This window comes from Staphylococcus sp. Ze2 (assembly GCF_048568365.1).
Lineage (GTDB): Bacteria > Bacillota > Bacilli > Staphylococcales > Staphylococcaceae > Staphylococcus > Staphylococcus xylosus.
This window is the reverse complement of sequence record NZ_CP183486.1, coordinates 328,398-354,405: the sequence shown is the minus strand read 5'-3', so window position 1 is coordinate 354,405 and position 26,008 is coordinate 328,398. Positions and strand designations below refer to the sequence as shown.

Genomic DNA, 26,008 nt, shown 5'->3' with positions numbered 1-26,008 from the left:
ATAATTTATTAAATGCGAAATGGACTGTTAATAACTAACAGCCCACTTTTACAAGCGCAATATTAAACAAAAATTCGAATCTGCTAAATTGTATTTTTCAAAGTATTATACATTTCTGCTGTGTATTCATCTAATGCTTCTTTGGACATTTTCAAGCGTTCTTTAGCAGAACCATAACCAATTTCAATTTTTTCTTGAACGAGTCCTTCAAATATTTCATTGATAAAATCAACTGGATTTGCACCAGAAGTATGGATTCCTTTTCCACCTAAATCAGTATTAACTGCAGGAGGTATTACTTCAAAAACACTTGTATTTGTCTCAGATAATTGGTGCCTCAAACTAATAGTAAATGAATGTACTGCAGCTTTTGTTGCTGAGTAAATCGGTGCTATTGCCATGGGTGCAAAAGCTAAACCTGAAGAAACGTTAATTATATTTGAATTAGTTGTTTTATCAGCAAAATACTGACTAAACAAAATTGACAGTTGTACGGTCGCTTCAAAATTAGATTTTATTTCAATATTTAAGTTCTCCCAATCTACTGCAGCATCTTTTTTCAAAATATTGAATCGGTTTTGGATCCCGGCATTATTTATCAGTACATTTATATCTGGATGATTTTCAGTTACCCAATTATATAAATTCAAACGTTCTTCTGAACTAGATATATCACATACCTTTGTGATAACATCTGGAAATTCCGCTTCAATACTTTGCAGTTTTTCAGTATTACGTCCACAAATAATAATTTTATTATTGTTTGCGTAAAACTTTTTGGTGAACTGAAGTCCTATTCCAGAGGCGCCCCCAGTTATTAATATTGTATTATTTGTTATATCCATTTTTGACCCCCTATAAGTCTACTCAGTGTAATTGCTTTTATCACCTCCGTCTAGTAATAAAACTTATTTTAAATTTCGCAAAAAGTATATTGATTAAATAATACAGGCTAATTTATATGTTGAAACATAGCATTTTTGATATGATTAATGAATAGTTTTAAGGAGGATTGATTGTATGTTCATCGCACAAGCTGATTTCACAACAAATATAGAAAATAGAGCCGTTTTAGACAACAAGGCATTACATGCTAAAGATGATTTTCGAGGATATGACGGTTTAATAGATGTTGAAATTTGGAAAAACGAAAAGAACTCTACCATTTCATATGCTATAGTATCTAAATGGTTAGAGAAAAAATATTTTCAAGCATGGCTGTCTCGTCCATCACATATTGAAGAGCATAAGCAAATGCGTAAAGCAGAAAAGGAAAATACTTCTTCAATACATATTGAAAAACAAATTAAACAATTCGAACTATTAGATATATAAAATATAATAAAAGACGCTTCGATTAGAAAGAAGCGTCTTTACTATTTTAAAATTTATCCATAATGATAAGAAGCCTTTTGCACATATTACAAAGTATTACCGTACATACTAAAGTTTTGAATTATGTCTTTCTCAAAGCCTTCCATTTAGGAATTGAGCTTCTCCGTTAAAGAAACTCCAATCTTCATCTGTGTTCTCAATCAAACTAAACATGATGTCTTCTTTACGTATCCCCATGTTTTCATGAAGTTTATTTGTAACTTCACTATAGAACCTTTGTTTTTGTTGCTGAGTCCTTGGCCTTGTAATAATTGTGAACACAATGACATCCTTTGTGCGTTCTACGCCTAAACCAGTATCCAAAATTTGCATCTCATAATCTTCATGTTGGTTAACTATTTGGTATCTGTCGCCTTTGGGTGCCTTAAATGTATCTAGCATAACTTCATAAGAGATATTTAATATTTGCTTTATTTCTTCTTTTTCTCGTCCTTTTATTAAATCAATTTTCATTAATGGCATGTCGACTCATCCTCCTATTTATATATGTTCTGTTATACCCGATTATAAGACGTACATTTATAAATAATAGATTTAATCGTTTCTACCATGCCAACAATATCATCTTCTTTTCTTATCCTAAGTTGTCACTTTAATAATCATAATTTAGAACGATTCAAAACTATAATAAAAACAACTGAATTTTTAATAAATTCTCTATATTAAAAGAAAAGAAGTGCTAATAACAGGCTGAAAATTTACTCATTATAAGTGAAATGTGAAACTAACTAGTATTACATTTTAAAATTACAATTGCGTGCTAATATATTGTTAAATTTATATGTATTTATTAAAAGTTTGGAGGTCGTTATGAAACAAATAATCCTTTTTTTAATTATTCTAGTAATTAGCGTAACTTTTCTATTCTTTACCATAGTTAATTCTTTAGGACATAATGTCATAAGTCCTAGTAAATTCAATGAGTATTATTTAAAAATTCTCTTGCCACAAGAATGGGGTTTTTATAGCAAAGATCCTAAAATCTTAGATTTAGCTTATGTGAAAATCGATGGAGCAGAAATTATTCAACCTAATGCTAATATAAAAACAGCGTGGGGCTTAAATAGAGGTGCACGAGCTCAAGGGACTGAAGCAGGATTGATTTATCATAAAGCTATTAGTATGGGCGAAATAAAAGAAGCAAATAACTATTATACTGACTTCATTAAGAAGACAAAAAAAGAGCCCTTTATAAAGATTAAAAATACAGATTCAAAGAAAACCTTTAAAGGAAAATACATATTTTATTCTGGTGAAGTAGTACCTTTTTCTTGGGCGAAGAGTACGGAAGAAAGACATATTGTAAAAAAATATGTAAAGGTGGAAGTAGAATGAAGGAGTATATAAATATCATTTATTCCACAATTACTTATTCTCCCTTCACTAAAATAATCGCAATAGTCAGAACAATTATAGCTTCTTCTACATTATTAACGTTACTATTTAACCCTATTAATACTTTATTTAAAAAGGTAACCGGTATAGATAATCCACCTATTTGCGATGCAGCGACTAAATACACCGCTTTTTGCTTCACAGACGGTTCTTATACTAGTTTAATTGTGGTTAAATCTTTAATTATATTTGCACTGTTACTAATTATTTTAGGTTATATTCCTCAAGTGATAGGAATTTTACATTTTTATATTTCGTATAGTATTCAAAATACTATGATTACTATCGATGGTGGTGAACAAGTAACATTAGTTATAACTTTTTGGCTTATGTTAATTTCTTTATTTGATAATCGCATCAATCACTGGCACTCATCTACTGAGAAATGGAAATATAATAAAGCAATAGGTTGGGCTTTAATCATCACTTTAAAGCTTCAAATTGCATACTTATACTTAAACTCTGCAATTACGAAAATGAAAAATAGAGAATGGTTAGATGGTAGTGCAGTCTATTATTACCTAAATGACAATATATATGGCATACCAAAATTTCTATATAATTTATTTTCTTTTATTCTTGAAACACCATTAGTAGGGTTTGTAACATGGGGAACACTTATAATTCAACTATTAATATTTGCTTCACTGTTTGCAGGACAAAAATTTAGAAAAATAATGTTTTTTGTAGCTATTACTATGCATGAGTTATTCGCATTATTTATAGGCCTAATATCATTTTCATTAATAATGTCTGCAGTTTTGTATTTTTATTTTCATTCCATCAGGACAAAAGCAAATGGAGGTGACTCAATTGAAAAAAATAGTTCTATGTTTAATATCATTAGTTCTAGTACTAACATTTACGATACCAAACGCACAAGCTAGTAATTTCAATAAAAAAAATTACACAGGTGAACAATTATTTGAAGGTATATTTTTTGGTTATGGAGAAGTAGGTAAACAATTCAATGAACTTTGGGAGAAAACGGAATTCAAAAATTTCAAATTACAAGAGGGCTTCACTGATAGAGTGCACAATTTAGAAAACAAACTTAAACAAAGAGAAGATAACTATTTTGTGAAATTTAAACAATCAGTTACTAGTGGAAACAGATTAAAGATCCAACAACAATTTAAAAAAGTTAATGATGATATTACTGAAATTGGTGAGGAAGAAATGCAACAAAAAGATGGTAAAACTACTTATGCAATTAAACCTGGTTTCGTGGCAATTTTAGCATGGTCTTATGTCGGAGCAACACACATAGCTGCAGCAGTAGTACTGACCGTGGTAGCTGCTGGAAACTATGCAGTAGTAGGTAATAAAGTTTATGGTGTTAGAAGTGTTGAAACAATTTCTGAAGGTCTATCACAAGATGAATATATTGATTTAATTGCTAAAAGATTGTGACGTGTTTAATAATGAATATAATTATTTCAATATTAATTTTAATGGTTTCTACAATATTTTCAGTATATTTATTAATCAATAAAAAGTTAAACATAATAGCATCAATTGATTCGAAAAAAATTCCTGATCATTTGAAGAATAAAGTCATAATGTATTTTGTTATTACACTAATGATATCCACATTTTTAATATCACTAAGTTTACTTTTTATAGAAAAAAATTTTTTAATAGGAATTACACTTATAATAATAAGTATTTTAATATGTTTACCTTTCTACTCATATTGTAGCAAAATATATAGGTAAATATTTTTACTCATTCTCTTCGATGGTTTGTTAAATTGATGGAGTACCAACGAAATTTGAATAGATTACTTCGATAAGTCAAATTATAGCTATATTAAAAGTAGATTATCTTTTTTTATATGTAAGAAGCGGTGATCATTTATAGGTATTGATTCTAATATGTTGCTAGAGAAATTCAATATTAATAAATCTTTTATGTCAGCAACAGGTGTTAATATTCAAAACGGATTATCTAATTCTGAGATGGAAGAAAATTTAATAAAGCAGTATATTACAAGTAAAGCTACAGAAACATTTATCTTAGCCGACCATAGTAAAATGGGGAAATCCACTTTACTCACCTATTGTGATTTAAGCGATATTAACAAAATGTTTACCGATAAAATTCCTCCAAAAGATATCAATGCTTTTTGCCAAGAGCACAATATAGCTGTTTATTTTTAACGGTGGATTCCAAACGTGATAAAGCGCCATCTATTTATTAGATGACGCTTTTTGTTTTGGAACTATATATTTGAAATTTTTAGAGATTACAGAATTGCCTTTTCGCAAGCCTTTATTTAATCAACAAGCACTTTTTAATTTTTTCAAGATCATGTCGTCCATTCCATAAAGTATTCATATTCTTGCGTTTCTTCGTCAACATTTTTAGATTTAATTTCAAAGTGATGCTTTAGATAAAAACGGGTTGCTCTCACATTCTTCTCAAATACATATAACTTCAATCTGTTATAGTCATTTTTTAGTTTTTCCAGAAATAACTTTCCTATACCTTTATTTCGGTAACTATCTTTAATAAAAATCCCCGCAATATCATTCTCATATAACCCAACAAACCCTATAATTTCTTTTTCAACGTAATATACGTAAATAGTTGAATCTGGTAACATCACTTTTACGTTATCAAGATTATTAATCCAATAATCACGATTTATAAAATGATGTGCTTCTAAATTAGAGTCCAACCAAATATTTGAAATAGTATCTATTTCTTCAGAACTTGGCGACTTCAACTGCTTTATCATTATAACAATCCCCCCTTATATTATTTATGTGACTACTAAGCCTTATAACTAAATTACAATACGAAGTTAGACGCAGGACATGAGTGATAACAATGCATATTTTATTTTTTCTTAGTTCTGTTCTTGTAAATTCCCATAACTTTCATATCACTCTTCGTATCGAGTGAAGCAGTGTGTTCAATCTAAGGTTGTCACAATAAGATAATCTCAATTAAATCATTATTTTGTCTTACTTATACCTTCAGCAACACGAATACCACTAAATATACAGCCACCTAAAAATGTACCTTCTAATGCACGATAGCCATGCACGCCACCACCACCAAAGCCTGACGCTTCTCCAGCAGCATAAAGACCTTCAATTAACTGGTTCTGTTGATTAAATGCTTGACCATTCAAATTGGTTTGAATGCCACCTAAAGTTTTTCGACTAATCAAATGCAATTTAACAGCAATTAATTTATTTTTATCTAATATCTTATGTGGTTTCGCAGTTCGAATAAATCTGTCTCCTAAAAACATACGTGCATTATGAATTGAAGCAACTTGAGCATCCTTCATAAATTTATTATTTATCTGTAAGTCCCTACTTTCTATTGCTGCTTTAATCTGATGATAATCTAACAAATCTTCTGTAGTTAACTGATTCATTTTTTCTACTAATGTCTCCAAATTGTCTGCTGTAACAAAATCTTCACCTTTTTCTAAAAAGGCATTCACAGGACCTGTGACATTGCTTTTCAAACGCTCTTTTATTAAAAGTTTAATATCCTTATTTGTTATATCTGGGTTTTGCTCAGACCCTGATAAAGCGAATTCTTTTTTAATAATTTCTTCAGTTAATACAAACCAAGAGTAATCATAGCCAGTCTTAGTTATAGTTTCTAATGAGTGTAAAGTGTCAAACCCTGGGAAATCAGGTGCAGACATGCGATTACCTTTCGCATCTAGCCAAATTGAAGACGGGCCAGGGATAATACGAATACCGTGTTTAGTCCAGATTGGAGAATGGTTATGAATGCCTTCAGTATAATGCCACATACGGTCTTTATTAACAATATTCACACCTAAAGCTTCAGAGAGTTCAATCATTTTACCATCTGTAGAATCTGGTACACCTTGAATCATATATTTAGGTGGCGTACCTAAATACTTCGGCCAATTTTTTTTGATCATATCATGATTAGCCCCTATACCGCCTGTAGAAATAACCAAATCATTAACATCATAAGCAAATGTATCTATAATTTCACGAGAAGAAGGCTCACCTCGGTTAACATCACTTGGTTCAAGAATATTACCAGAAATCCCTCTAATTTGGTTATTTTGAATATCAATATGTGTTACTTGGTGACGTGATAAAAATTTAAATTGACCTTCTTTTTCCTTTTTTAATACATAGTCAATAAATGGATTGATTAATCCAGGACCTGTGCCCCACGTAATGTGAAAGCGAGGAACAGAATTACCATGACCACTAGACATTGAACCACCACGTTCAGCCCAACCTAACATCGGTGTTAATTTTATACCCATTGATTTTAAATAGGCTTCCTTCTCAAAAGTAGCAAAATGCACATAAGCCTCTGCCCATTTTTTTGACCAATAGTCTTCGGTCTCAAGCCGGTCAAATTGAGCAGTCCCTAACCAATCATTAAGTGCAAGTTCATATGAATCTTTCACACCTAAACGACGTTGAATTTTAGAATTTACTAAAAATAACCCTCCAAAAGACCAATATGCCTGACCACCTATAGCTTGACGTGGCTCTTGATCTAGCATAGTAACCTTGTATCCTTTTTTTAATAATTCAGTCGCTGCTACTAAGCCGCTCAACCCAGAACCTATAATAAAAATATTTTTCTTCATTTGTATCGCCTCCAGGAATTTTCTTCATTCTATATCAATAATTATTCAACAGTTTTCGCACACATTATGTGCCTAAATTAGGCATTGTGCAAGTCCAAATATGTATAAATTTTGTTTTAAAAAATCATTGTTATAGCATATTCAAGTCATATTGCAAAACACATTTATTCCCTGGGAAATGCTTTAGGCCTCCCAGTCCTTACAATTTGTATTTATCTAAGTATATTAAACTTTGATTGGTTACCACCGTTTATTTTATTAATTATACTGATGCTTTTAATGAAGATAATATAAAGAAACCGCTCATATCTTTGTAAAACGAGCGGTTTCTTTATGTTATTTTTTTATTTTCATTCTTTTAAATCCTTTTATAATCAACGGATAGAACAGTGCTAAAATAGTCATTAATGATAAAACGATACTTATGGGTGAGCCCAAAAATATATCTGCTACATTATTATTACTCACTATCAAGCTTTTACGGAAATTCTGCTCCATATCTGAACCTATGATTGCTGCCAAAATCAAAGGTGCAAGTGGAAAATCTAATAATTTCATAATTAATCCAAGAATACCGAAAATAATTAAAATATAGAAATCAGTTATACTATAACCTAATGTATATGTACCGATAAACGCTAGTACTAAAATAAGTGGATATAAGACTTTGGGTGGTGTACGTAGTATTTTTAGTAACAAGCCTATTAAAGCAATATTTAAAATAACCAAGAATATATTACCGATAAACATACTATTTACGAGTGTCCATATTGTTTCAGGCTCATTTGCAAATAATAAAGGTCCTGGTTGTAAACCTAACATAACGACCGCACCTAAAATCACAGCCGTTGTCCCTGACCCTGGCACACCCATCGTTAATAACGGGATTAAAGAGCCTACTGAAGCAGCGTTATTAGAAGATTCCGGTGCAGCTACACCCTCTATTTGGCCTTTCCCAAAATTCTTACCATTTTTAGATATTTGTTTTTCGGTTGAATAGCTTAACATTGCCGCAATAGAACCCCCAGCGCCTGGTAAAACACCGATTAGAAATCCAATAGGACTTTGTCGCAACATAGCACCTCTCGTTCGTTTCCAATCTTCTTTTGTTAATTTCATCGATCCTACATCAGCTTTAGGTGGTTTCAACGCGTGTAAATACAAATAATTATATAATACTTCTGCTACTGCATATACCCCTATGATAACGACTAAGAAATTGATACCTTCACTTAAATGAGGAATATCAAAAGTAAAACGATAAATACTTGTTTGTAAATCAACACCTACCGTACTAATAATTAAACCTATACTTGTGGCAATAAATCCTTTGACCATCTTTCCAGATGATAAAGTTACAATAGCTGAAAGTGTAAATAAGAATAGTAAAAAATATTCTTGTGGTCCGAATTTTAAAGCAAAATCAGAGAGCGGCTTTGCTAAAATGATAAAACCAATAACTGCGATAATGCCACCAATTAATGAAGCAATAGCTGAAATCGTTAGTGCTTTACCCGCCTCCCCATTTTTGGTCATTGGGTAACCATCAAATGTAGCTGCAATAGCTGAGCCATCACCTGGCGTATTTAATAAAATCGAACTTCTTGAGCCACCATACATGGCGCCATAATAAATTGAGACCATTAAAATCAATGCGCTCACTGGTTCCATACCAAATGTCACAGGTATGAGTACGGCAACCGCAGTCGCAGGCCCTAATCCAGGTAACATACCTACCACTGTACCTAAAAACCCTCCGATAAGTACCCATAAAAGGTTCATCGGATGAAACGCAGTTGATAAGCCTTCTAAAAAACTACCTGCATCAATCCCCATTTAAATCACCCTCCTTAAGGTAAACTGACATTCAATAATTGTGCGAATGTGTACCATGCAATGCCAGAAAAAATAACCGTGACTAAAATATTTTGCAGCCATCTTTTATAACCGTTAATTAAGAACATAATGGCACCTAAGAATATTATTGTTGAAATTAAAAAACCGAGGCGTTCAAATATTAAAGCATATATTATTGTAAGCGTAATGGTTAACACAATACGTATAAACGTTTTTCTCTCTAATAATTGAGAAAATGCCGTAAATGTTTCGTGACGTTTTTTAAATTCTTGAAAGAAATACACAATGCTCATTATTAGAAGTAATAAACCAACTAAAATTGGAAAATACATCGGGCTATTTGGATTGCCAATATTTGATTTAGGTATATTTAAAGTCAACACTAAATAAATAAGACCAAATAATATTAATAATACTGGAAAGACAAGTCGCGACATTCATATCCCCCCTTATTTCATTCCTGAATCTTTGACTAATTCTTTATATTTCTTACGTTGATCTTTTAAAAATTTCTCGCTTTCTTGACTATCTTTGTAGTAGTTTTCCCAATCATTATTTTTCCTTATTTCTTGCCATCTATCGGATTTCACTACATCCTTCATCGTTTCATCCCAATAGGCAATTTGTTCTGGCGTCATATCTTTCGGCCCCATCACACCACGCCAATGTGGAAAGACGACATCAATGCCCTGTTCTTTCCATGTAGGCACATCTTCAATACCTTCAACTGGTTTATCAGAAGTCACTGCCAACATTTTTAACTTACCAGTCTGGTGTTGTTCTTTTACTTCAGAGACAGAAGTAGAGGCAACATCTACATGTCCACCTAATAAAGCTGTTTGTAAATCTCCTCCGCTTTTATATACAAGGAAATCTATTTTATCTACATCAACGCCATACGCCTTAGCTGCCTGTACAAAAGCTAAGTGATCATTGTTTCCTAAGCCTGGTGCAACACCGATAGTTAAGGATTCTGGATTTTCTTTTAATTTTTCCATTACTTTTTTACCAGAATCTAAGTTCGATTGATTAGATGCAGTTAAACTAATCCACTCAGTCGCTAAAATTGCAATAGGTGTAAAGTCATCCGTACCTAAATCACTTAATCCTAATTCATTGTTAGATAATAATAAACTTGAGTTGATAGAAATCGTATTAGGTGAACGTGATTTTAAATATTGCCACCCTATTTCTCCACCGCCTCCAGGTTTATTAATCACATTGACGTTTTGTTTGGTCAGTTCTTCATCAATCATGATCTTTTGTATCGCACGCGCTGTAGTATCCCAGCCACCTCCCGGAGAAGCTGGTGCAACAATTTCTACCATTTCATCAGGAAATTGCTTGTTTGATGCACTTGATTTATTGTCATTATCACAACTTGCTAATACAATTGAAAAAATGATGATTAACACACCCCATCTTTTCACCGGAACCCCCCTTTATTGAAAACGCTTACAAAATTTAGCGTCATACCCTACTTAAAGATGTTAAACGGAACATAATAAAGCATTCAATACAGTGATTTTTGACTGAAAATTCTGATTTTTATAGCGATCAAATATCCGCTATATATGGCTACTGTAATGAGATTATACTGTAACATTCTTACATCCACATTATTCCGCACTGCGTTGAAACATCTAGAGCAACCAAGGGCAACTGGTTCCTAAAGAATTCAATGTGCATGCTTGTTGCTAATAGATATTTATTTTCAACACCTAGCCAACCAAACTACTATCAAGCGTAACAAAATTTGTATTTTTATACAATAAACAGAATGATGATCAATTATCTACTTTGTTCATTTGTACATACTCCGCAGCTGATTTTCCAGCTCTTTTACCAAAAACTGAGCCAGACATTAAACCAGATCCTCCAGGGTAATTATGATAAAACAATCCCCCTACCATTTCTCCTGCTACAAATAATCCAGCTATTGCATTGTTTTGTTCATCTAAAGCTTCAGCTTTAGTATTTGTAGAGATACCGCCGAATGCAAAAGTAATACCACATGTGATAGGAAACGCATAATAAGGGGCTTGATCAAATTTTAAAGCCCAATTCGTCTTTTCTGGAGTAATCCCTTTTGTAGATTTACCATCTTTCACACTTGGGTTATAGTCTCCATCCTGAACGCTAGCGTTATACTCATTAATCATTTCAACAAAATCATTAGGATTGATGTCCATTTTTTCAGCCAGTTCTTCTAATGTGTCCGCAACAATCTTAGTCGCTTCTTTCAAATGATATTCTTTTCTCAACATAGGGCTGACTTGAGAATCAAAAATTTGAAAAGCTTTTTGACCAGGCTGTTTCAAAGTCTCTTTTCCATATTTGGCATAAGTATAATTTCTAAAATCAGCACCTTCATCTACAAATCTTTCTCCATTTTTATTAATGATTAGGCCCAACGGATAAGATGATTTTTTATAAATATCACCAGGTTTTGAAAAATCGCCCACCTTAGGCGCATTATAATCTGTAGTATGTGCATGACAACCATCATATTGGCCTGTTTTATTAGCTCCAATTTCTGTCGCTATTTCTATTCCGTCACCTGTGTTATATTCAGTACCTCTAACGATTGCTTTTTCCCATTGTTCACCTAAGTTTTTAACCCTTTTATCTTTACTCGCTTCAAAACTACCACATGCTAATATGATAGCCTCAGTATCTACACTCACCCTTTGCTTATTATTATCCAAGTAAGTTACAGCTGATACTTTATTATGATTCATTTCAATTTTATTAACTTCAGCACTATATATAATATCAATACCTAGTTCTTGGGCTCTATTAAATAAAGATTTCATTAATCCAATCCCTTTATCCACTGTCTTAATAGGTAAGCCACCCCAAAAATTTTTATTTCCATTAATTTCAAAGTACTGATTTTCATTTAATTGAAACTCTACGCCTTGTTTTTTCATCCATAAAATAGTTTCAAATGACTCATTTGATAAAAATTGGGCTAATTCTGGATTACTCTCACCATTAGTTACTTTTAAAATATCTTCATAAAAATCTTCAGTATTATAATCAGGCATTTGTATTTCTGATAAATCACTTTCGGATAGTGCTGTGACAACTTCTTTGATCCCTTGTAAATCATTGTAAGCAAACCTTATTGCTCCATCAGTAAATATTGAGTTTCCTCCTCTTTTTTCTTTGGGAGCTTTTTCTAATACAAGCACTTCACTACCATTCTCTTTTGCTGATATTGCTGAACTTAATGCAGCATTTCCTGTTCCAACTACAATCACATCATATTTCTTCAAAAATATCCCTCCATAAAAAAGTAATTTCAAAGTATTTCTCTTAAGATTACTTAATGAGATATAAGAAGTAAAATACATAAATTCTATTTATCATCATAGAATTTTTCTATGATATTACGTTTTTCTTAATTATTATCATTATAATACGCTTTTATATGTTTAATAAACTTTTGCATTAGGGGGTAATCCTCTTCTTCTCTATATAATAACCAAGTATCTCTATAAATTATTTCATTCTCTTTATTTTTAATAGGTACAACATTTAAGTTTTTATATTCTCTAACACCAATATTTGGAGCAATTGCGTAACCCATACCTTTTTCTACTAACTTTAAACAAGACTCCAAGTTATCAATTAACATCGCTTCATTCGGAGGCTCATTGTAGGATTCTTTCCACTAGCTATCAATAGTATTTTGTAATCTTGTATCAGTCTCAAAAGCTATTCTAGACTTTGAAGGTAAATTGTCTAAATCAATCTCATCTTTGCTAATTATACATATTGGTTCTTTATTTAATAGCGTTTTATAGCCCTTCCAAGATACATCCCCTCTCACTATTGCAAGCGAAACTTCGTTAGATTCTATTAATTTATAGATAGACTGACTCCAAGATGTAACAATTTTAAATTGAACTTTTTGAAAATCGTCCGTAAAACTACTCAGTAGTTCAGGCAGATCATATCTGGCTAAATTCTGAGAGACACCGAGTCTAATGACTCCCTCATCCTCATTATCTATACTGTGGAGATAATCTTTCATCTTATTAAATCCATTTAATGTTTTCTTAGCATAATCAACTAGATGACTACCCTGAGCAGTAAATCGAATACCTTTCTTGCTACGAATGAGTAATGGCACGCCAAGTTCCTGTTCAAGTGTATTAATTTTGTAACTTAACGAAGGCTGATATATATATAACTTTGTCGCAGCACTCGTAATATTTCTTTCATCATCTAGTATTTTTATTACCTCTAAATCTCTAAAATTCATAGCTATTTCCCCTTTAACAGATTTAAACACAAAATATTTTTATCATATTTTATAAAGTATCTATATTAGAATCTATTATGACACTGTACTAAACTTATTACATAAATCTTTAGCATTATCATTTTTATACATGCTATAGCATGAAGCATTGAGACTTTTATAACTATAACTGTGGCTAAATAAACACCTAGTTCAAGAGAAGTGCCTATTAACAACAAACCTGTATCTAAAATGACTCAAGATGAAATTAAAAAAGCTCAATCGACAATTAGGATTAAATGACTTAAAACGTAAATTGCCAAAAGAAATATCTGATGGATAAAAAGGTTTGCTATCGCAAAAACGCTTTGCACCATCCCTTCTATAATGATATCAGATTAACCTATGGCTTCACTTGGTATTGCTATGGAAATTATGAAAATACAATAAGAATAAACATAACGCTTTATACAAGTCTTGATATTTTAGGTTCTTATTTCAAAAGAACATTTATAATTAAAGAGATAATGAATAAAGAAATTAAACTGAGCTGATACTTATGATGAGTATCAGCTCAGTTTACACGATTATCCTATTATTTTAATGTTGTTATATGAAGATAGTAATTATCTAAATACATACATTATCTATAAACTTTTTACTTAATTTATTTTTCTTCGCCAACTACTGTAAAACGCTCATTTTTATGCTGAGAGTTTTCAGCTTCATCTAAAACCGCGATTGCAAAGTCAGCATAGCTAATGTAACTATTACCATTTGAGTTAACTAATAAGTTATCTTTACCTGATTGGTAACTACCAGTTCTTGCACCTTCTGCATTAAAATCAGCAGATGGGCTCATGAATGTCCAAGTAATATCTTTTGAATTTTTTAAATCTTGTAAATTTCTTCCTTGTCCTTTTGCAGTTGGTACAAATACATCAGGAAATTCTGGTGTGTCAATTAACTGAATAGTTTGGTCTTCATCAACATATAAGCTACCAGCGCCTCCTACGATAATTGCTCTTGTTTCTGTTCCTTTCAATGCTTCAATTAATGCACGACCTGCTGTCACATGTGCTTCTTCTTCACCGAGTGGCGCACCAAAAGCATTAACAACTAAATCTAAATCTTTTAGATCTTCCGAAGTAATATCAAATATTTCTTTCTCTATTACGTTTACATCGCTATTTGATACTTTTGAAGCATTTCTAACGATTGCTGTTACATCATGATCTCTTTCAATTGCTTCTTCTAATACTAAACTTCCTACTTTACCAGTTGCTCCAATAATTCCAATTTTCATAATAATTTCCTCCTCAATTATACTTTTCAATTTAAAATTGCTATCTAACAAAAGCCTCCATCAATACTACATTGCATGTCACTTATACCGGAAGCTTTTAATTTATCACTCTCTTGTTTTAATACCTTTTCAAAAGTCCCTTTATCAACTACTCCGTTAATTCTTTCTTCACCAATAATAAAAGTAGGTACACCTGTAATGTTCGCTTCTTTATTCGCATGCTCTAGTGCCTTCATTCTCGTAGGACTATATTTTCTTGAAACTAGAGCATCTTTAAATTCATCTTCATTTAACCCAACCTCTTTAGCAAGTTGAGTCAACACTTCTATTTCTCCAATATTTTGATCTTCTTGGAAAAATGCTTCATAAACGCGATGATTATAATCATTCGCTTTGCCATGAGCTTTTGCATAATAAAAACCTTCATGTGCCAAATCGGTATAAGGATGTGGAGAAACATTCGGTAATTTCATATTGATATCCCACGCTTCTATTCTTGGATAAATCACTTGTTGCCAGAGCGATAATTTCGATGTATCATTGTTGGGATCAAGCTGTGCTAAAGGTTTTGGTCTCAACTCAAATGTTTTCCACTCTACAGATACCTCTATATCCGTTTCTTTTATTGCTTTTTCAAGTTGATCCTTACCAATGAAACAGAATGGACATACGTAATCAGAATAAATACTTACTTTCAACGACATCATCATCTCTCCTTTCAATAAAGTTGATTAAGGTGGCTCGCGTTGCGTTTTTAAATCCAATGGACATCTAACTATTGCAGCAGAACTTATACATATTGTTGTAATTGTAATGGTTACAGTTACAAGTTGGACGCACGGATAAATTTATCCGTTATTTACTAGAATCTTATTTACTATGTTTTCTAACGTTACACTTTTTAGTACTGTTTCCATTGCATCTTGCGCACTTTCTAAAATAACTTCCAATACAATTTGAATATTTGCACCAACAGTACAATTGATATTTGTATCTTCATGTATTTGGAATAGGTGCCCTTTTTCAACAACTTCTACAGCTTTATAAACATCGAATAATGTTATCTCATCTAGTGATTTTAATAGCCTAGCGCCCGAATTACCACGTGACACTTCAATAAAACCAGCTTCTTTAAGTTTACCCATTAATCTTCGAATGACTACTGGATTCGTATTAACACTTTCTGCTATTTGACTTGATGTTAACGTATACGCTTTTTCTATCTTTATTAAAGCTAATATATGAACAGCTACTGTAAAGCGACTGCTTATTTTCATATTAACCACCTCATGTAACCATTGTAGTTACAACTAGATGAAATGTCAATAATTTTTTATCATTTATTCTAATTTTAGCTATTTTTACTAATTATTTGTTACATATAACGCCTCAAATAAAATTACATTCATCTCAAAAAAATTCACTTACAATTCAATCAAATGATAGAAACAATTATTCAACTTATTATCGGAATTGGGTTTACGGGGTTATTAGTTACAAACATTATTGATACTAAAAATGCACCCCAAAAGTTAGATTTTTAATGCGACTTTAGGGGTGCGTTTTTACGGATAAACTTTATAAATCTGAATTTGAATCAAACTTTCAGTCATCTACTACCAATATGAAAAGAAAATGAATAAAATTAATTGTTTCAATTATTAATAGAAATATAATTTTCTATTTTATGATATAGTAATTTAATTTCACCATCTAACCTTCTAAATTCCCAAATAATTTATATTTTAGCTAAAAATGCTTGCTCAGCTTTTTTCATTTCCTCAGAAAATTCTTTGTAATCTTTAACTGCTTTAGGGATAGAGAGACCAAGTTTAATTACTTTTATTTCCTCTCGCATTTGCACATTTCTCTCATAGCTAGTTCCTTGATTTAAATATAATACTTCATCCCTAGTTTCTTTATGGTTTGGATAGAAATAATAGCCTATTTTAGCATCAAATCTGAACATATAAGCTAGAACTTGCAAATAGTCTCTATTACCTATATTTTGAATTGGTTTATATTTTGCATCGGCAATTATTCTATTTTCTTGATTACGTCCAATAAAGTCTGGATAAACTAACCCAATTTTCGTTCCTAAATGTCTACTAAACAATCTTTGAGATCCACTACCGCCATTATTTTTAGGATGATAAAAATCTGCACTAACTAACGTATCAATATATTCTTCCCACAACCATGCTCCATCAAATAAAATACCATGAATTTTCTCTTTACCATTACCAATATAATGCTTATGACGCTGTAAAATTGTTAAACAAAGTTTCTGCAACTCTCTATATTCCTTATAATAAGCATGTCTTATAGGTCGCTTATTATTAAACATTATTATTTTATTTCTATCCATATGATTATAACTTGTAGTAACTTCACGAATTTCCTTCACTTCGTTCCTGACACTATTTAACACGCCTGCGCCTTCTTTTCTTTTTTTAATAAATTCTATCGTATGTCTAATTAACTGAAGCATATAATTATCATATGAAAATTCTCTCTGAGAATAAGCAATATTACCTATAAAAGGTGTGTTATTCTTAATATGTCTTTGAATATCAATAGTGCCCTTTATATTATTATTATTATATTCATTTCTTGTATATTGCTTGAACAGACCTTTACGCATAGCTTTCTTTAAATAATATGGAAAAATAAATATAAACAAATCAATAATTTTATTGTCTTTGTCGATTATCGTATTTAGATCAATAACATAAGGTATTTTCAAAACATTTTCTATTAAATATTGAAAAAAATAATCTTGTTGTCCTTTCGAAAAACGCGTTTTAATGATTAAATTTTCTTCATTATAGCCTAGAAATCCCATAATATTACTGGAACGATATTCTTGGCCAAATTTATTAAGAATAAATTGATCTGCTGTTATACCTTCTTGCTCTTTTAAACTATTTGGGAATACAAATATGCCCGTCTCATCAAGTTCTGATATACTTTTATCTAATATTGAAGAAATTATATTGGGAATTTTACTAAACTCATTGGAAGATTCAGTAGAATTATCCTTAATTTTAACCAACTTCATCTTCTGAACCCAATTCTGAACTTATTTGTGGATGATCATAAGACGATTTAAATGATTCCATAATCTCTTCTTCATTAAACATGCCTCTAATATAATCAGATAAAAGCGGTTCTAAAAAATCTTCCCATAGTTCTTCAAAACTTATATCTTTTAATTTCAAGAAATACGCAGCTCCAATATGGTAATTTCTATCCAATTCATCTATTTGAGATATTGTATCGTTAAGACTAATCATTCTATTAACAGCTTCTTCTTTTTTATCTCCGAGAGACTCTAACATTTCTATATTTTCATTTGCCTTAATTTCAATAAATCTAAATCTACGTCTCATCGCAAAATCAAAAGTATCTACAGAGCGATCTATATCATTCATAGTTCCTATAATATAAACGTTCTCAGGAATATAGAATTTATCTTTTTCAGACTCCATATTTGAATACTGTGTTTTTACTGCTCCAGCAATTCCTCTATAACTAGGATCTATTGAAAAAAACAATTCTCCAAATATCTTTGAAATTTCTCCTCTATTTATTTCATCAATTACAAAGATATACTTTTTATGATTATCACTATATTTAATGTGATTTTCATCTTTTTCCATCGTTTTATCTGAAGAATTACTACTTTGTGTCTCTAAAGCTTGCTCACAAAACATTTTGAATATTCCTGATTTTAAATCAAACCCCATAGTTCCATCATGAGATATAACAGGTCTAATGCCTTCAACAAAATCAGTATAATCATAATTAGGATGAAATTGAACAAACTCAAATTGTTCTGAAGACTCTAGATCTTCATTAGAAGTCCCTATCATATTACAAGCTATTGCTTTCGCTAGATAACTCTTACCTGTTCCAGGCGCACCCCTTAGTATGAGATTTTTAGACTTTAATAATTTATCTGTTAATTCTTTAACTACTCCACTTTCTATCATAGGCGCCACCTCAATTTTGTAACTCATATAATCATCATAAAATTGCTTGAAATATTCATTGGGAGGATTATCAGAAAAAAGGTCCATTTCTGCAATACTATAAGTTTGTTCCGTTTCTTGCTCTTTTTGTGCTTCTTCATCCCATAAAGTAAATCGAACGGCAGTCATGTTATAATTTTCAAAAGTTGTTCTAATGGTTACCCATCTTGAATTCGAATTTTTATAACACATATATGGAATTTTACCGCTTCCACTACCGTTTTTTCTACCATATTGTCCACTATTAAATAAATGAATATGAAATTCGACATCATTCATTAACACAGAGTTAAAGTCTTTAATTTTAGTGATTTTCACCTCATCAAGACCTTCATGTTTTATTTCAGTACTTTTGTCATTACTCGTAATATTAATTTGACTTTGTTCTACAAAATTTCTAAATAGATTTTTGAATAATTGATATTTTTTATCTTTTGCATTTAAAATATATTGATAAAATTGATCAAGGTTTTCACCATTTTCTTTAAATTTAGCAATTAACTGTTCATAATCATTCAATAATTTATTCATGTCATTTTCAATTACTGAAGAATCTGGCAAATCATTTATATAATATTCAAAGCCACTAATCGTGGTTTTTTCATAACCTTTCCCTAATGATGTCTTAGCTTTTAAATCAATATCAATAGGCGCGCTTTCAGGAGAATCTAATATTTCATAGATCGTGTTTGATGCTTTTACTATGTCATGTTTTTTTAATTTTTTATTTTTAAAATACGTAACACCTTGATTTAAAGTAAGAAATACTTTCTCTCCATCTCCACTAAATAAGAAAACAATATAGATACCTTTAGTAGTAGCATTTGTTATATTTTCATCCATAATAGCAACCCACGGCACTTCTGCAAAATTCCCATTTCCAATACTACCTTTGAGTTTAAAACCCTTTAGCTGTTCTATATTTTTTAGTTCATCGACCATCTGATTTTTTACTAAGTCTCCAACTGGCGCCCCCGTAAATTCACCCGATTTCTTTTCTTTAAGGTATGTATTTCCTATCTCTTTAATTAATTTTGAAAGTGTCATTATTAATTATCCCCATTCATAAAAGTTTGATTAACTCTTCAAATTATCTATTCAAATATAATTTTAGCATATCAAAAACTTTTACAAATAAGGATATTAATCAAACGTTGAGAAAATTAAACAAGGTAATTTACTAAAGCATTTAATATGTTATAAATTCATCTCTTGATTTCAATCATGATACTCTTCTACTTATCATTTGATGATGGGGTTTAAAAAAACTAACTATAGTAATCATGAAACTACTAATTGCTGTGGTCGCGTCGTAATATTCACAATAGGATTTATTGTTAAACAAATACTCGACCCATTGAAAAACAAAACAATCAAACTCACTGAAGACAGTTATTTAATGGAATAGTCAAATTATGTATTAAAATAATCGCCCTATCCGTAGAACAGAACTACAGAATCGGGAGATTTTTGGTTGTATTAATATTTTTCTTTATAAAATAATATACACTCAATTATTGTTCTACTTTAGACAAATATACTTTAATCTCTCTGTCTTCGAATACTTCCGGAAATAAATAGAACTATTTTAATTAATAGTTCTATTAAAACCTCCATCACTTATGATACGTTTCTGCGTATCGGTTAATGATGCGGTTTTTAATTATATAATTTCAATTAATAAGGTAATGAACAGTTTTTTGATAAATGTTATTCTTCTAAAATTCTTTTTAATTTACACACTAAAAAATATCCTCCTTAACAATAATAAGTTATTTAAATTATTGATTAAGGAGGATATTTTTATATCTATTTATTTCTCAATTTAGAACTAGATTTTTATCGTGCTTTCAGCTCATTTCCTGTCATCCATTTATGATTTTTAATGATTTTACCATTATCTTTGGATTTGTAATCAACTACGTAAACAGTAGTCTTTTTCACGTTATCTATATTGGCTGTAGCACCTTTCATACCAGACATATGACTTGCTTCTAATTTAACAGTATCGCCCTTACTAAATCCATCTTTAGGTGCATCTTTAATCTCTTCGTTTACGACCCATTTATGATTGTTTACTTTTTCATTTCCATTTGTGGGTTTATAACTTACAACATAGGCATATGTTTTATACGCACCTTTTACAGTAGCTTCTGCACCTTTCATACCTGGCATATGCCCTGCTGTAATCGTTACTTTATCTCCCACTTTAAATTCACCCTCATTAGTCGATTTCATATCTTCTGGAACTTTACTTTCATCATTATGCTTCATATGGCTCTCACTTTTTTGGTCATTAGTGTCTTTATCTTTTTCATCATTATTGGAGCAAGCTGATAATATTAGTAATGATCCTAATATCATAAAAAATAATTTTTTAATCATAATAAAACTCCTATCTTTTATTTTAATTTTAATGTAAAGGCATTAATTGCAACAATAACCGTACTTAGTGACATTAAAATAGCACCTATTGCAGGTGATAAAATCAAGCCGATAAATGCTAAAATACCAGCTGCTAAAGGTACAGCAACAATATTATAACCTGCACCCCACCATAAGTTTTGCACCATTTTTCTCATAGTATTATTTGAAAGGGTCAAGAAATGAATAATATCTGATGGATTACTTTTAACAAGTATGATATCACCTGAATCCACTGCAACATCTGTGCCTGCACCAATTGCTATACCAATATCGGCTCTTATAAGACTCGGCGCATCGTTGATACCGTCTCCGACCATCATGACTTTATTACCGTCACTTTGATAATCTTTTATAATGCTTTCCTTATCTTCTGGCATGAGTTGTGCGTGGACATCACTAATACCTAATTCTTTTGCGACAGCGTGTGCCACTTCATTATTGTCACCTGTAAGCATGACTGGTGTAATATTTCTTGATAGTAAATCAGCTACCATTTGTTTTGAGCTTTCTTTAATTTGATCTCCTTGAGCAATCATGCCAATGACTTGTTGATCCTCAATTAAATAGCTGATTGAATTACCTTGTTGAGCTAATTTAGTAAACAAGTCATCGTCATAATTAAGTTTATGTTTATCAAGATAAGAGACATTTGTTATTTTATATGTTTTATTATCAATTAGACCTTCTAATCCGACACCTGGAATATTATTAACGTCTTGTGGATTAGTAAATGAAACATTTTTACTTTTCGCAAAATCAACAATACTTATAGCTAATGGGTGATTAGATTGACTTTCTAATGAGGCGAAAAGGCTTAATATTGTATCATTACTCAAATCATTTTTAAAGCTCTCATAATGATTCACAGAAAAGTTACCCTCAGTTAAAGTACCAGTTTTATCCATCATTACATAATCGATATGTTGAGCTATTTCTACAGACTCTCTATTTTTAATAATTAAACCATTATGTGCACCAATTGAAGTAGAACGTGCAGTGACTAAAGGTATTGCCAAGCCTAAAGCATGTGGACAAGCAATGACTAACACAGTTACAAGACGTTCTAATGCAAAATCAACATCATTTTGAATGAGCATCCAGACAATAAAAGAAATCACGCCAACACTTACAGCAAAGTAGAATAAATAACCCGCCACTTTATCAGATAACAATTCAGCACTAGATTTATCATTTTGTGCTTGATTAACAAGTCCCATAACTTGAGAAAGATATCCATCTTCTCCAACAGCTGTAACCTTGACTTGTATTGTTCCAGATCCATTAATAGAACCCCCAATAACGTTGTCATTTTGATTTTTTTGTACTTTTTTTGATTCTCCAGTGACTAGGGATTCATCTATGGATGTTTGTCCTTGAACAATAATACCATCTGTTGGAATGCTTTCTCCGGCTTTTACTTCGACGACATCATCAGTCATGATCTCTGATATTTTAACTTCTTCGCGTTGACCATTGTCCATAACTTTAATAGCACTATTAGGTAAAAGTTCTGCCATTTTCTTTAAGGCATCTCCAGCATTTCCGACAGCATTCATTTCTATCCAATGTCCTAATAACATAATTAAAATTAAGGTAGCTAATTCCCAAAAAAAGTCCATTGTATGACCAGTTGCACTACTAAAGTTATTCATATAAAAAGCATACAAGCTATAAATATAAGCTACCGAAATGCCTAGGGCAACTAAGGTCATCATGCCTGGTTTTTTTGCAGCAATTTCATCTTTACCACCAGACAAGAACGGTTTACCACCATAAAAGAATAAAATTGTACCTAATATTAACACTACCCATTCAGAACCTGGAAATGTGAATTGAAAAGGTAATTTAACGCCCATCATTGGCGATAAAAAAATGATAGGTATTGCAAAAATTAATGAAACAAAAAACTTAGCTTTAAAATTCCCATGATGATGTGCATGGCCACTATGATGATTATGTGATTCATGGTTATCATGATGCATTTGATTGGAATGATTCATGTGATTTTGATGCTTAAGCTCTTCACCATTATTCTTCAAATTAACTCCTCCTATTTATGAAAATATTATATTAGCTATACTTATACTATAACACATACCCCTTAGGGGTATAAATGTTTTCGATTTATCTTCTTTTATGGATTTATATAATTCCGAAACTTATGTCTACACGTCCTACATTAGACCTTGTCATCGATATTTAAAACAATGTTTTAATTAAAAGATCTAATCTTAACTATCGCATGACAATACACTCTGACCAAGGTTATCATTACCAACACAAGTCATATATTAATATTCTTAAAGAAAATAACGCATTTCAGAGTATGTCTAGAAAAGCAAATTGTCTAGATAATTATTTAAAGAAGCCAGTAAATGAATTTATAATAAACTCATTTACTGGCCATTTTTCTAGTATTTATGCTCAGTCTCTTCAAACTATATTAATCATTTTTTGATTCTCAAATTCTACGCCACAATAGCTGCATTTTATTAAAGATACTATATATTCAATCAATTTCAAAGTGAGTTACATACAATATATTTTTTAGTTTTATTTATGATATGCCTCCCCACGCATAATCTTAAATGCACGATAGATCTGCTCTATCAATATGACGCGCATCATTTGGTGTGGGAAGGTCATTTTACTGAAGGATAATGCATAATCACTGCGGTCTAGCACGTCTTTATGTAAGCCGTTGGATCCACCAATAATAAAGGTGAAGTCACTTTGTCCTCTAGTCATTCGTCCTTCTATTTCTTTAGCTAATCCTTCAGACGTCAACATATTGCCTTTGATTTCAAGTGTTATGACAGTTGACTGAGGTTTTACTTTTGCTAGTAAGCGTTGGCCTTCTTTTTCCTTCACTTGTTCAACTTCTTTGTCGCTCATATTTTCAGGTGCTTTTTCGTCAGCAACTTCTATAACTTCAATTTTGGAGTATGCTCCTAAACGTTTTTCATATTCTGCGATTGCCTGTTTCCAGTATTTTTCTTTTAATTTACCTACTGTTAGTATTGTAATCTTCATAATTGTCCTCCAAATTCATAATAAACAATAGTTATTAGAGTTATCCACAAGTTGTACACTTATTCACACTATTCCCTCTTATTATAACAGGAATGTATATCATTATTTAAAAATGTTTACGTTTTCTAAACAAAAATACGTTAATAACATGTTAATTTGTGGATAACACTGTGTATAATGTGGGTATTTATATGTTAATTGTGCACATCTCTGGATAACTATGGATAGAAACGTGGATAAGTTGATGGATGTCTTACATACTTATTCACAAATTTTACGTTTTCTTCATAATTTTCACCTATAAAAACCTTTACCTAGCTAAGTTATCCACTGTTTATACTTATGCTTTAACTGTATATTGGTTTTCAATTAAGACACAGGGATGTATGACCAGTAAAATTTAGTAACACTATTCTTACACATAATAAAAAACCAATACCTCAAATTGTGATATTGGTTAGGTTATGACAACACAAATCAGACTAATGGTTTATCAATAATCATTAGTACTCCTCAATTAATTTGTGAGTTTATTTATAGATTGCATCATTACTACGTAATAATGCATTAAAAAGCGCTAAGTCTCAAAATTGAGACCAAGCGCTTTTATAGCGTATATATTGGGGTTGCATTGGCTTTATCAGTATCGCACAACAATACTTCTTTTTCTGTATCGATGTCGTGTTCATTTAGAACTTGTCCTACACTCATGCGGGCTAAATCTTTCATGTTGTTATCTTGAGATAAGTGAGATAGGTAAATGCGTTTTGTGCTACCTGTGATGACGTCTGTCATTGCGTGTGCTGCGTCTTCATTGGAAACGTGTCCCATGTCGCTCAAGATACGTTGTTTTGTCTTCCACGGATAACCACACATGCGTAACATATCTACATCGTGGTTACTTTCAAAGACGAATGCGTCGCTGCCTTGAATCATACCTTTCATGCGATCTGAAACATAACCTGTATCTGTTAAAATCGTAAATTTCTTATAGTTATTATGAAATATATAAAATTGTGGATCGATGGCATCATGTGAAACGTTAAACGATTCAATGTCGAATCCAGCTAATGATTTCGTTTCGTATGGATTAAAGATGAATTTTTGATCCATTGGAATTTTACTGTCTTTCTTTTCGATGGCTGACCATGTTTTTTCATTCGCATAAATAGGCAAGTTGTATTTACGTGCTAATACGCCTAACCCTTTAATATGGTCTGAATGTTCGTGAGTAACTAAAATGCCGTTTAAGTCTTTAATCTGTTTATCAATTTGTCCAAAAAGTTCTTCCATTTTCTTCCCAGTCAAACCTGCGTCAACTAAGATACTGCCTTTATCATTTTCCACATAAGTGGCGTTTCCTGTACTACCACTCGCTAATACACTCATACGTATCAAGCGATTCACCCTTTCTAATCTGTAAACACTGTTTAGTAATATATTGTTATAGGGCAGACTTCGGTTTATGTGCCGTCAATATACCCTCTGTCTAAAATTTTCATTGCTCGTGCTGTTAGGAGCACTGCGCATAGCTAATGTAACCTCATGCATACGACTGCAATCACAGAATTTAAAAAAACCTGTCTCATAAAATTATTTTCTCTTTTCTGCTTCAACTTATCGCGAATTTTACGCTTTTATTATACTACAGCGCTTTATTTTTTGCTTTTGTATAACGCTCATCAACAGTATTTAAT

22 protein-coding genes and 2 pseudogenes are annotated in these 26,008 nt (G+C 31.4%); 6 read left to right on the top strand and 18 right to left on the bottom strand.

Annotated elements, in window-relative coordinates:
* Positions 1-83: 83 nt before the first annotated feature.
* Positions 84-845, bottom strand: coding sequence for an SDR family oxidoreductase (locus ACM591_RS01445; RefSeq protein WP_326026891.1), 762 nt, complete (start codon positions 843-845; stop codon positions 84-86).
* Between the two features lie 175 nt (positions 846-1,020).
* On the opposite strand from ACM591_RS01445, the gene ACM591_RS01440 reads away from it, so the two are divergent.
* Complete coding sequence (locus ACM591_RS01440; RefSeq protein WP_038679320.1) at positions 1,021-1,335, top strand: antibiotic biosynthesis monooxygenase family protein; 315 nt, start codon at positions 1,021-1,023, stop codon at positions 1,333-1,335.
* A 132-nt stretch (positions 1,336-1,467) separates the two neighbouring features.
* Here ACM591_RS01440 and ACM591_RS01435 read toward each other — a convergent pair whose 3' ends face one another.
* Positions 1,468-1,857 carry a tautomerase family protein gene (locus tag ACM591_RS01435; protein WP_029378653.1) on the bottom strand — a complete coding sequence of 130 codons (390 nt, stop codon included), beginning with the start codon at positions 1,855-1,857 and terminating at the stop codon, positions 1,468-1,470.
* A 348-nt stretch (positions 1,858-2,205) separates the two neighbouring features.
* Here ACM591_RS01435 and ACM591_RS01430 point away from each other — a divergent pair, with 348 nt between their 5' ends.
* The 4 genes from ACM591_RS01430 (at position 2,206) to ACM591_RS01415 (ending at position 4,952) form a co-directional block, all read left to right on the top strand.
* The gene (locus ACM591_RS01430) at positions 2,206-2,730 is read left to right on the top strand and encodes an SdpA family antimicrobial peptide system protein (protein ID WP_326009063.1); all 525 of its coding nucleotides are present in this window, start codon (positions 2,206-2,208) and stop codon (positions 2,728-2,730) included.
* Positions 2,727-3,677, top strand: coding sequence for a sporulation-delaying protein SdpB family protein (locus tag ACM591_RS01425; protein WP_326009062.1), 951 nt, complete (start codon positions 2,727-2,729; stop codon positions 3,675-3,677). The genes ACM591_RS01430 and ACM591_RS01425 overlap by 4 nt, the downstream gene beginning before the upstream one ends.
* The gene (locus ACM591_RS01420) at positions 3,604-4,203 is read left to right on the top strand and encodes a hypothetical protein (protein ID WP_326009061.1); all 600 of its coding nucleotides are present in this window, start codon (positions 3,604-3,606) and stop codon (positions 4,201-4,203) included. The genes ACM591_RS01425 and ACM591_RS01420 overlap by 74 nt, the downstream gene beginning before the upstream one ends.
* A gap of 446 nt (positions 4,204-4,649) precedes the next feature.
* Positions 4,650-4,952: a hypothetical protein gene (locus tag ACM591_RS01415; RefSeq protein WP_326009178.1), complete on the top strand. Its 303-nt coding sequence runs from the start codon at positions 4,650-4,652 to the stop codon at positions 4,950-4,952.
* A 149-nt stretch (positions 4,953-5,101) separates the two neighbouring features.
* On the opposite strand, the gene ACM591_RS01410 is transcribed toward ACM591_RS01415, so the two are convergent.
* The 14 genes and pseudogenes from ACM591_RS01410 to ACM591_RS01345 all read right to left on the bottom strand — a co-directional run bounded on the left by ACM591_RS01410 (position 5,102) and on the right by ACM591_RS01345 (position 23,317).
* Complete coding sequence (locus ACM591_RS01410; protein WP_326026892.1) at positions 5,102-5,533, bottom strand: GNAT family N-acetyltransferase; 432 nt, start codon at positions 5,531-5,533, stop codon at positions 5,102-5,104.
* 219 nt (positions 5,534-5,752) lie between these two features.
* A complete protein-coding gene (locus ACM591_RS01405) occupies positions 5,753-7,402 on the bottom strand; it encodes an FAD-binding dehydrogenase (RefSeq protein ID WP_418354403.1) in 1,650 nt (549 codons plus the stop codon).
* Between the two features lie 336 nt (positions 7,403-7,738).
* A complete protein-coding gene (locus tag ACM591_RS01400) occupies positions 7,739-9,238 on the bottom strand; it encodes a tripartite tricarboxylate transporter permease (RefSeq protein WP_029378665.1) in 1,500 nt (499 codons plus the stop codon).
* Positions 9,239-9,252: 14 nt separating this feature from the next.
* The gene (locus ACM591_RS01395) at positions 9,253-9,696 is read right to left on the bottom strand and encodes a tripartite tricarboxylate transporter TctB family protein (protein WP_029378666.1); all 444 of its coding nucleotides are present in this window, start codon (positions 9,694-9,696) and stop codon (positions 9,253-9,255) included.
* A 12-nt stretch (positions 9,697-9,708) separates the two neighbouring features.
* On the bottom strand, positions 9,709-10,689 hold the full coding sequence (locus tag ACM591_RS01390; RefSeq protein WP_058625638.1) for a tripartite tricarboxylate transporter substrate binding protein: 981 nt from the start codon (positions 10,687-10,689) through the stop codon (positions 9,709-9,711).
* Positions 10,690-11,046: 357 nt separating this feature from the next.
* Entirely contained in the window at positions 11,047-12,540 is a 1,494-nt protein-coding gene (tcuA, locus tag ACM591_RS01385; RefSeq protein WP_038679330.1) for an FAD-dependent tricarballylate dehydrogenase TcuA, read from the bottom strand.
* Between the two features lie 125 nt (positions 12,541-12,665).
* Positions 12,666-13,532 (bottom strand): annotated as a pseudogene (locus ACM591_RS01380) (LysR family transcriptional regulator).
* A gap of 646 nt (positions 13,533-14,178) precedes the next feature.
* Positions 14,179-14,817: an NAD(P)-dependent oxidoreductase gene (locus tag ACM591_RS01375; protein WP_326026080.1), complete on the bottom strand. Its 639-nt coding sequence runs from the start codon at positions 14,815-14,817 to the stop codon at positions 14,179-14,181.
* Between the two features lie 44 nt (positions 14,818-14,861).
* The gene (locus ACM591_RS01370) at positions 14,862-15,521 is read right to left on the bottom strand and encodes a DsbA family oxidoreductase (protein WP_069796384.1); all 660 of its coding nucleotides are present in this window, start codon (positions 15,519-15,521) and stop codon (positions 14,862-14,864) included.
* Positions 15,522-15,665: 144 nt separating this feature from the next.
* Positions 15,666-16,094, bottom strand: coding sequence for an Rrf2 family transcriptional regulator (locus tag ACM591_RS01365; RefSeq protein WP_029378672.1), 429 nt, complete (start codon positions 16,092-16,094; stop codon positions 15,666-15,668).
* Positions 16,095-16,555: 461 nt separating this feature from the next.
* A complete protein-coding gene (locus ACM591_RS01360) occupies positions 16,556-17,878 on the bottom strand; it encodes a 5-methylcytosine restriction system specificity protein McrC (RefSeq protein ID WP_418354402.1) in 1,323 nt (440 codons plus the stop codon).
* On the bottom strand, positions 17,865-19,898 hold the full coding sequence (locus tag ACM591_RS01355) for an MrcB family domain-containing protein (RefSeq protein WP_326026083.1): 2,034 nt from the start codon (positions 19,896-19,898) through the stop codon (positions 17,865-17,867). The genes ACM591_RS01360 and ACM591_RS01355 overlap by 14 nt, the downstream gene beginning before the upstream one ends.
* Before the next feature lie 792 nt (positions 19,899-20,690).
* Entirely contained in the window at positions 20,691-21,236 is a 546-nt protein-coding gene (locus tag ACM591_RS01350) for a YdhK family protein (protein WP_000592150.1), read from the bottom strand.
* 17 nt (positions 21,237-21,253) lie between these two features.
* Positions 21,254-23,317 (bottom strand): heavy metal translocating P-type ATPase, encoded by a 2,064-nt coding sequence (locus ACM591_RS01345; protein WP_326008062.1) that lies wholly within the window; start codon positions 23,315-23,317, stop codon positions 21,254-21,256.
* Positions 23,318-23,514: 197 nt separating this feature from the next.
* Here ACM591_RS01345 and ACM591_RS01340 point away from each other — a divergent pair.
* Positions 23,515-23,634, top strand: a pseudogene (locus ACM591_RS01340) (IS3 family transposase); the annotation flags it as partial.
* Between the two features lie 197 nt (positions 23,635-23,831).
* Here ACM591_RS01340 and rlmH read toward each other — a convergent pair.
* Both rlmH and ACM591_RS01330 read right to left on the bottom strand, forming a co-directional pair.
* Entirely contained in the window at positions 23,832-24,311 is a 480-nt protein-coding gene (gene rlmH, locus ACM591_RS01335) for a 23S rRNA (pseudouridine(1915)-N(3))-methyltransferase RlmH (protein ID WP_326008137.1), read from the bottom strand.
* Positions 24,312-24,917: 606 nt separating this feature from the next.
* Positions 24,918-25,718, bottom strand: coding sequence for an MBL fold metallo-hydrolase (locus tag ACM591_RS01330; protein ID WP_029378689.1), 801 nt, complete (start codon positions 25,716-25,718; stop codon positions 24,918-24,920).
* Positions 25,719-26,008: the final 290 nt, after the last annotated feature.

Excerpts from the sequence above, each read along its gene's own strand:
- ACM591_RS01410 (WP_326026892.1), bottom strand. The coding sequence starts at position 5,533 with ATGATAAAGCAGTTGAAGTCGCCAAGTTCTGAAGAAATAGATACTATT.
- ACM591_RS01440 (WP_038679320.1), top strand. The coding sequence starts at position 1,021 with ATGTTCATCGCACAAGCTGATTTCACAACAAATATAGAAAATAGAGCC.
- ACM591_RS01370 (WP_069796384.1), bottom strand. The coding sequence starts at position 15,521 with ATGTCGTTGAAAGTAAGTATTTATTCTGATTACGTATGTCCATTCTGT.
- rlmH (WP_326008137.1), bottom strand. The coding sequence starts at position 24,311 with ATGAAGATTACAATACTAACAGTAGGTAAATTAAAAGAAAAATACTGG.
- ACM591_RS01400 (WP_029378665.1), bottom strand. The coding sequence starts at position 9,238 with ATGGGGATTGATGCAGGTAGTTTTTTAGAAGGCTTATCAACTGCGTTT.
- ACM591_RS01375 (WP_326026080.1), bottom strand. The coding sequence starts at position 14,817 with ATGAAAATTGGAATTATTGGAGCAACTGGTAAAGTAGGAAGTTTAGTA.
- ACM591_RS01425 (WP_326009062.1), top strand. The coding sequence starts at position 2,727 with ATGAAGGAGTATATAAATATCATTTATTCCACAATTACTTATTCTCCC.
- ACM591_RS01445 (WP_326026891.1), bottom strand. The coding sequence starts at position 845 with ATGGATATAACAAATAATACAATATTAATAACTGGGGGCGCCTCTGGA.
- ACM591_RS01405 (WP_418354403.1), bottom strand. The coding sequence starts at position 7,402 with ATGAAGAAAAATATTTTTATTATAGGTTCTGGGTTGAGCGGCTTAGTA.
- ACM591_RS01360 (WP_418354402.1), bottom strand. The coding sequence starts at position 17,878 with ATGAAGTTGGTTAAAATTAAGGATAATTCTACTGAATCTTCCAATGAG.
- ACM591_RS01350 (WP_000592150.1), bottom strand. The coding sequence starts at position 21,236 with ATGATTAAAAAATTATTTTTTATGATATTAGGATCATTACTAATATTA.
- ACM591_RS01355 (WP_326026083.1), bottom strand. The coding sequence starts at position 19,898 with ATGACACTTTCAAAATTAATTAAAGAGATAGGAAATACATACCTTAAA.
- ACM591_RS01365 (WP_029378672.1), bottom strand. The coding sequence starts at position 16,094 with ATGAAAATAAGCAGTCGCTTTACAGTAGCTGTTCATATATTAGCTTTA.
- ACM591_RS01435 (WP_029378653.1), bottom strand. The coding sequence starts at position 1,857 with ATGCCATTAATGAAAATTGATTTAATAAAAGGACGAGAAAAAGAAGAA.
- ACM591_RS01430 (WP_326009063.1), top strand. The coding sequence starts at position 2,206 with ATGAAACAAATAATCCTTTTTTTAATTATTCTAGTAATTAGCGTAACT.
- ACM591_RS01395 (WP_029378666.1), bottom strand. The coding sequence starts at position 9,696 with ATGTCGCGACTTGTCTTTCCAGTATTATTAATATTATTTGGTCTTATT.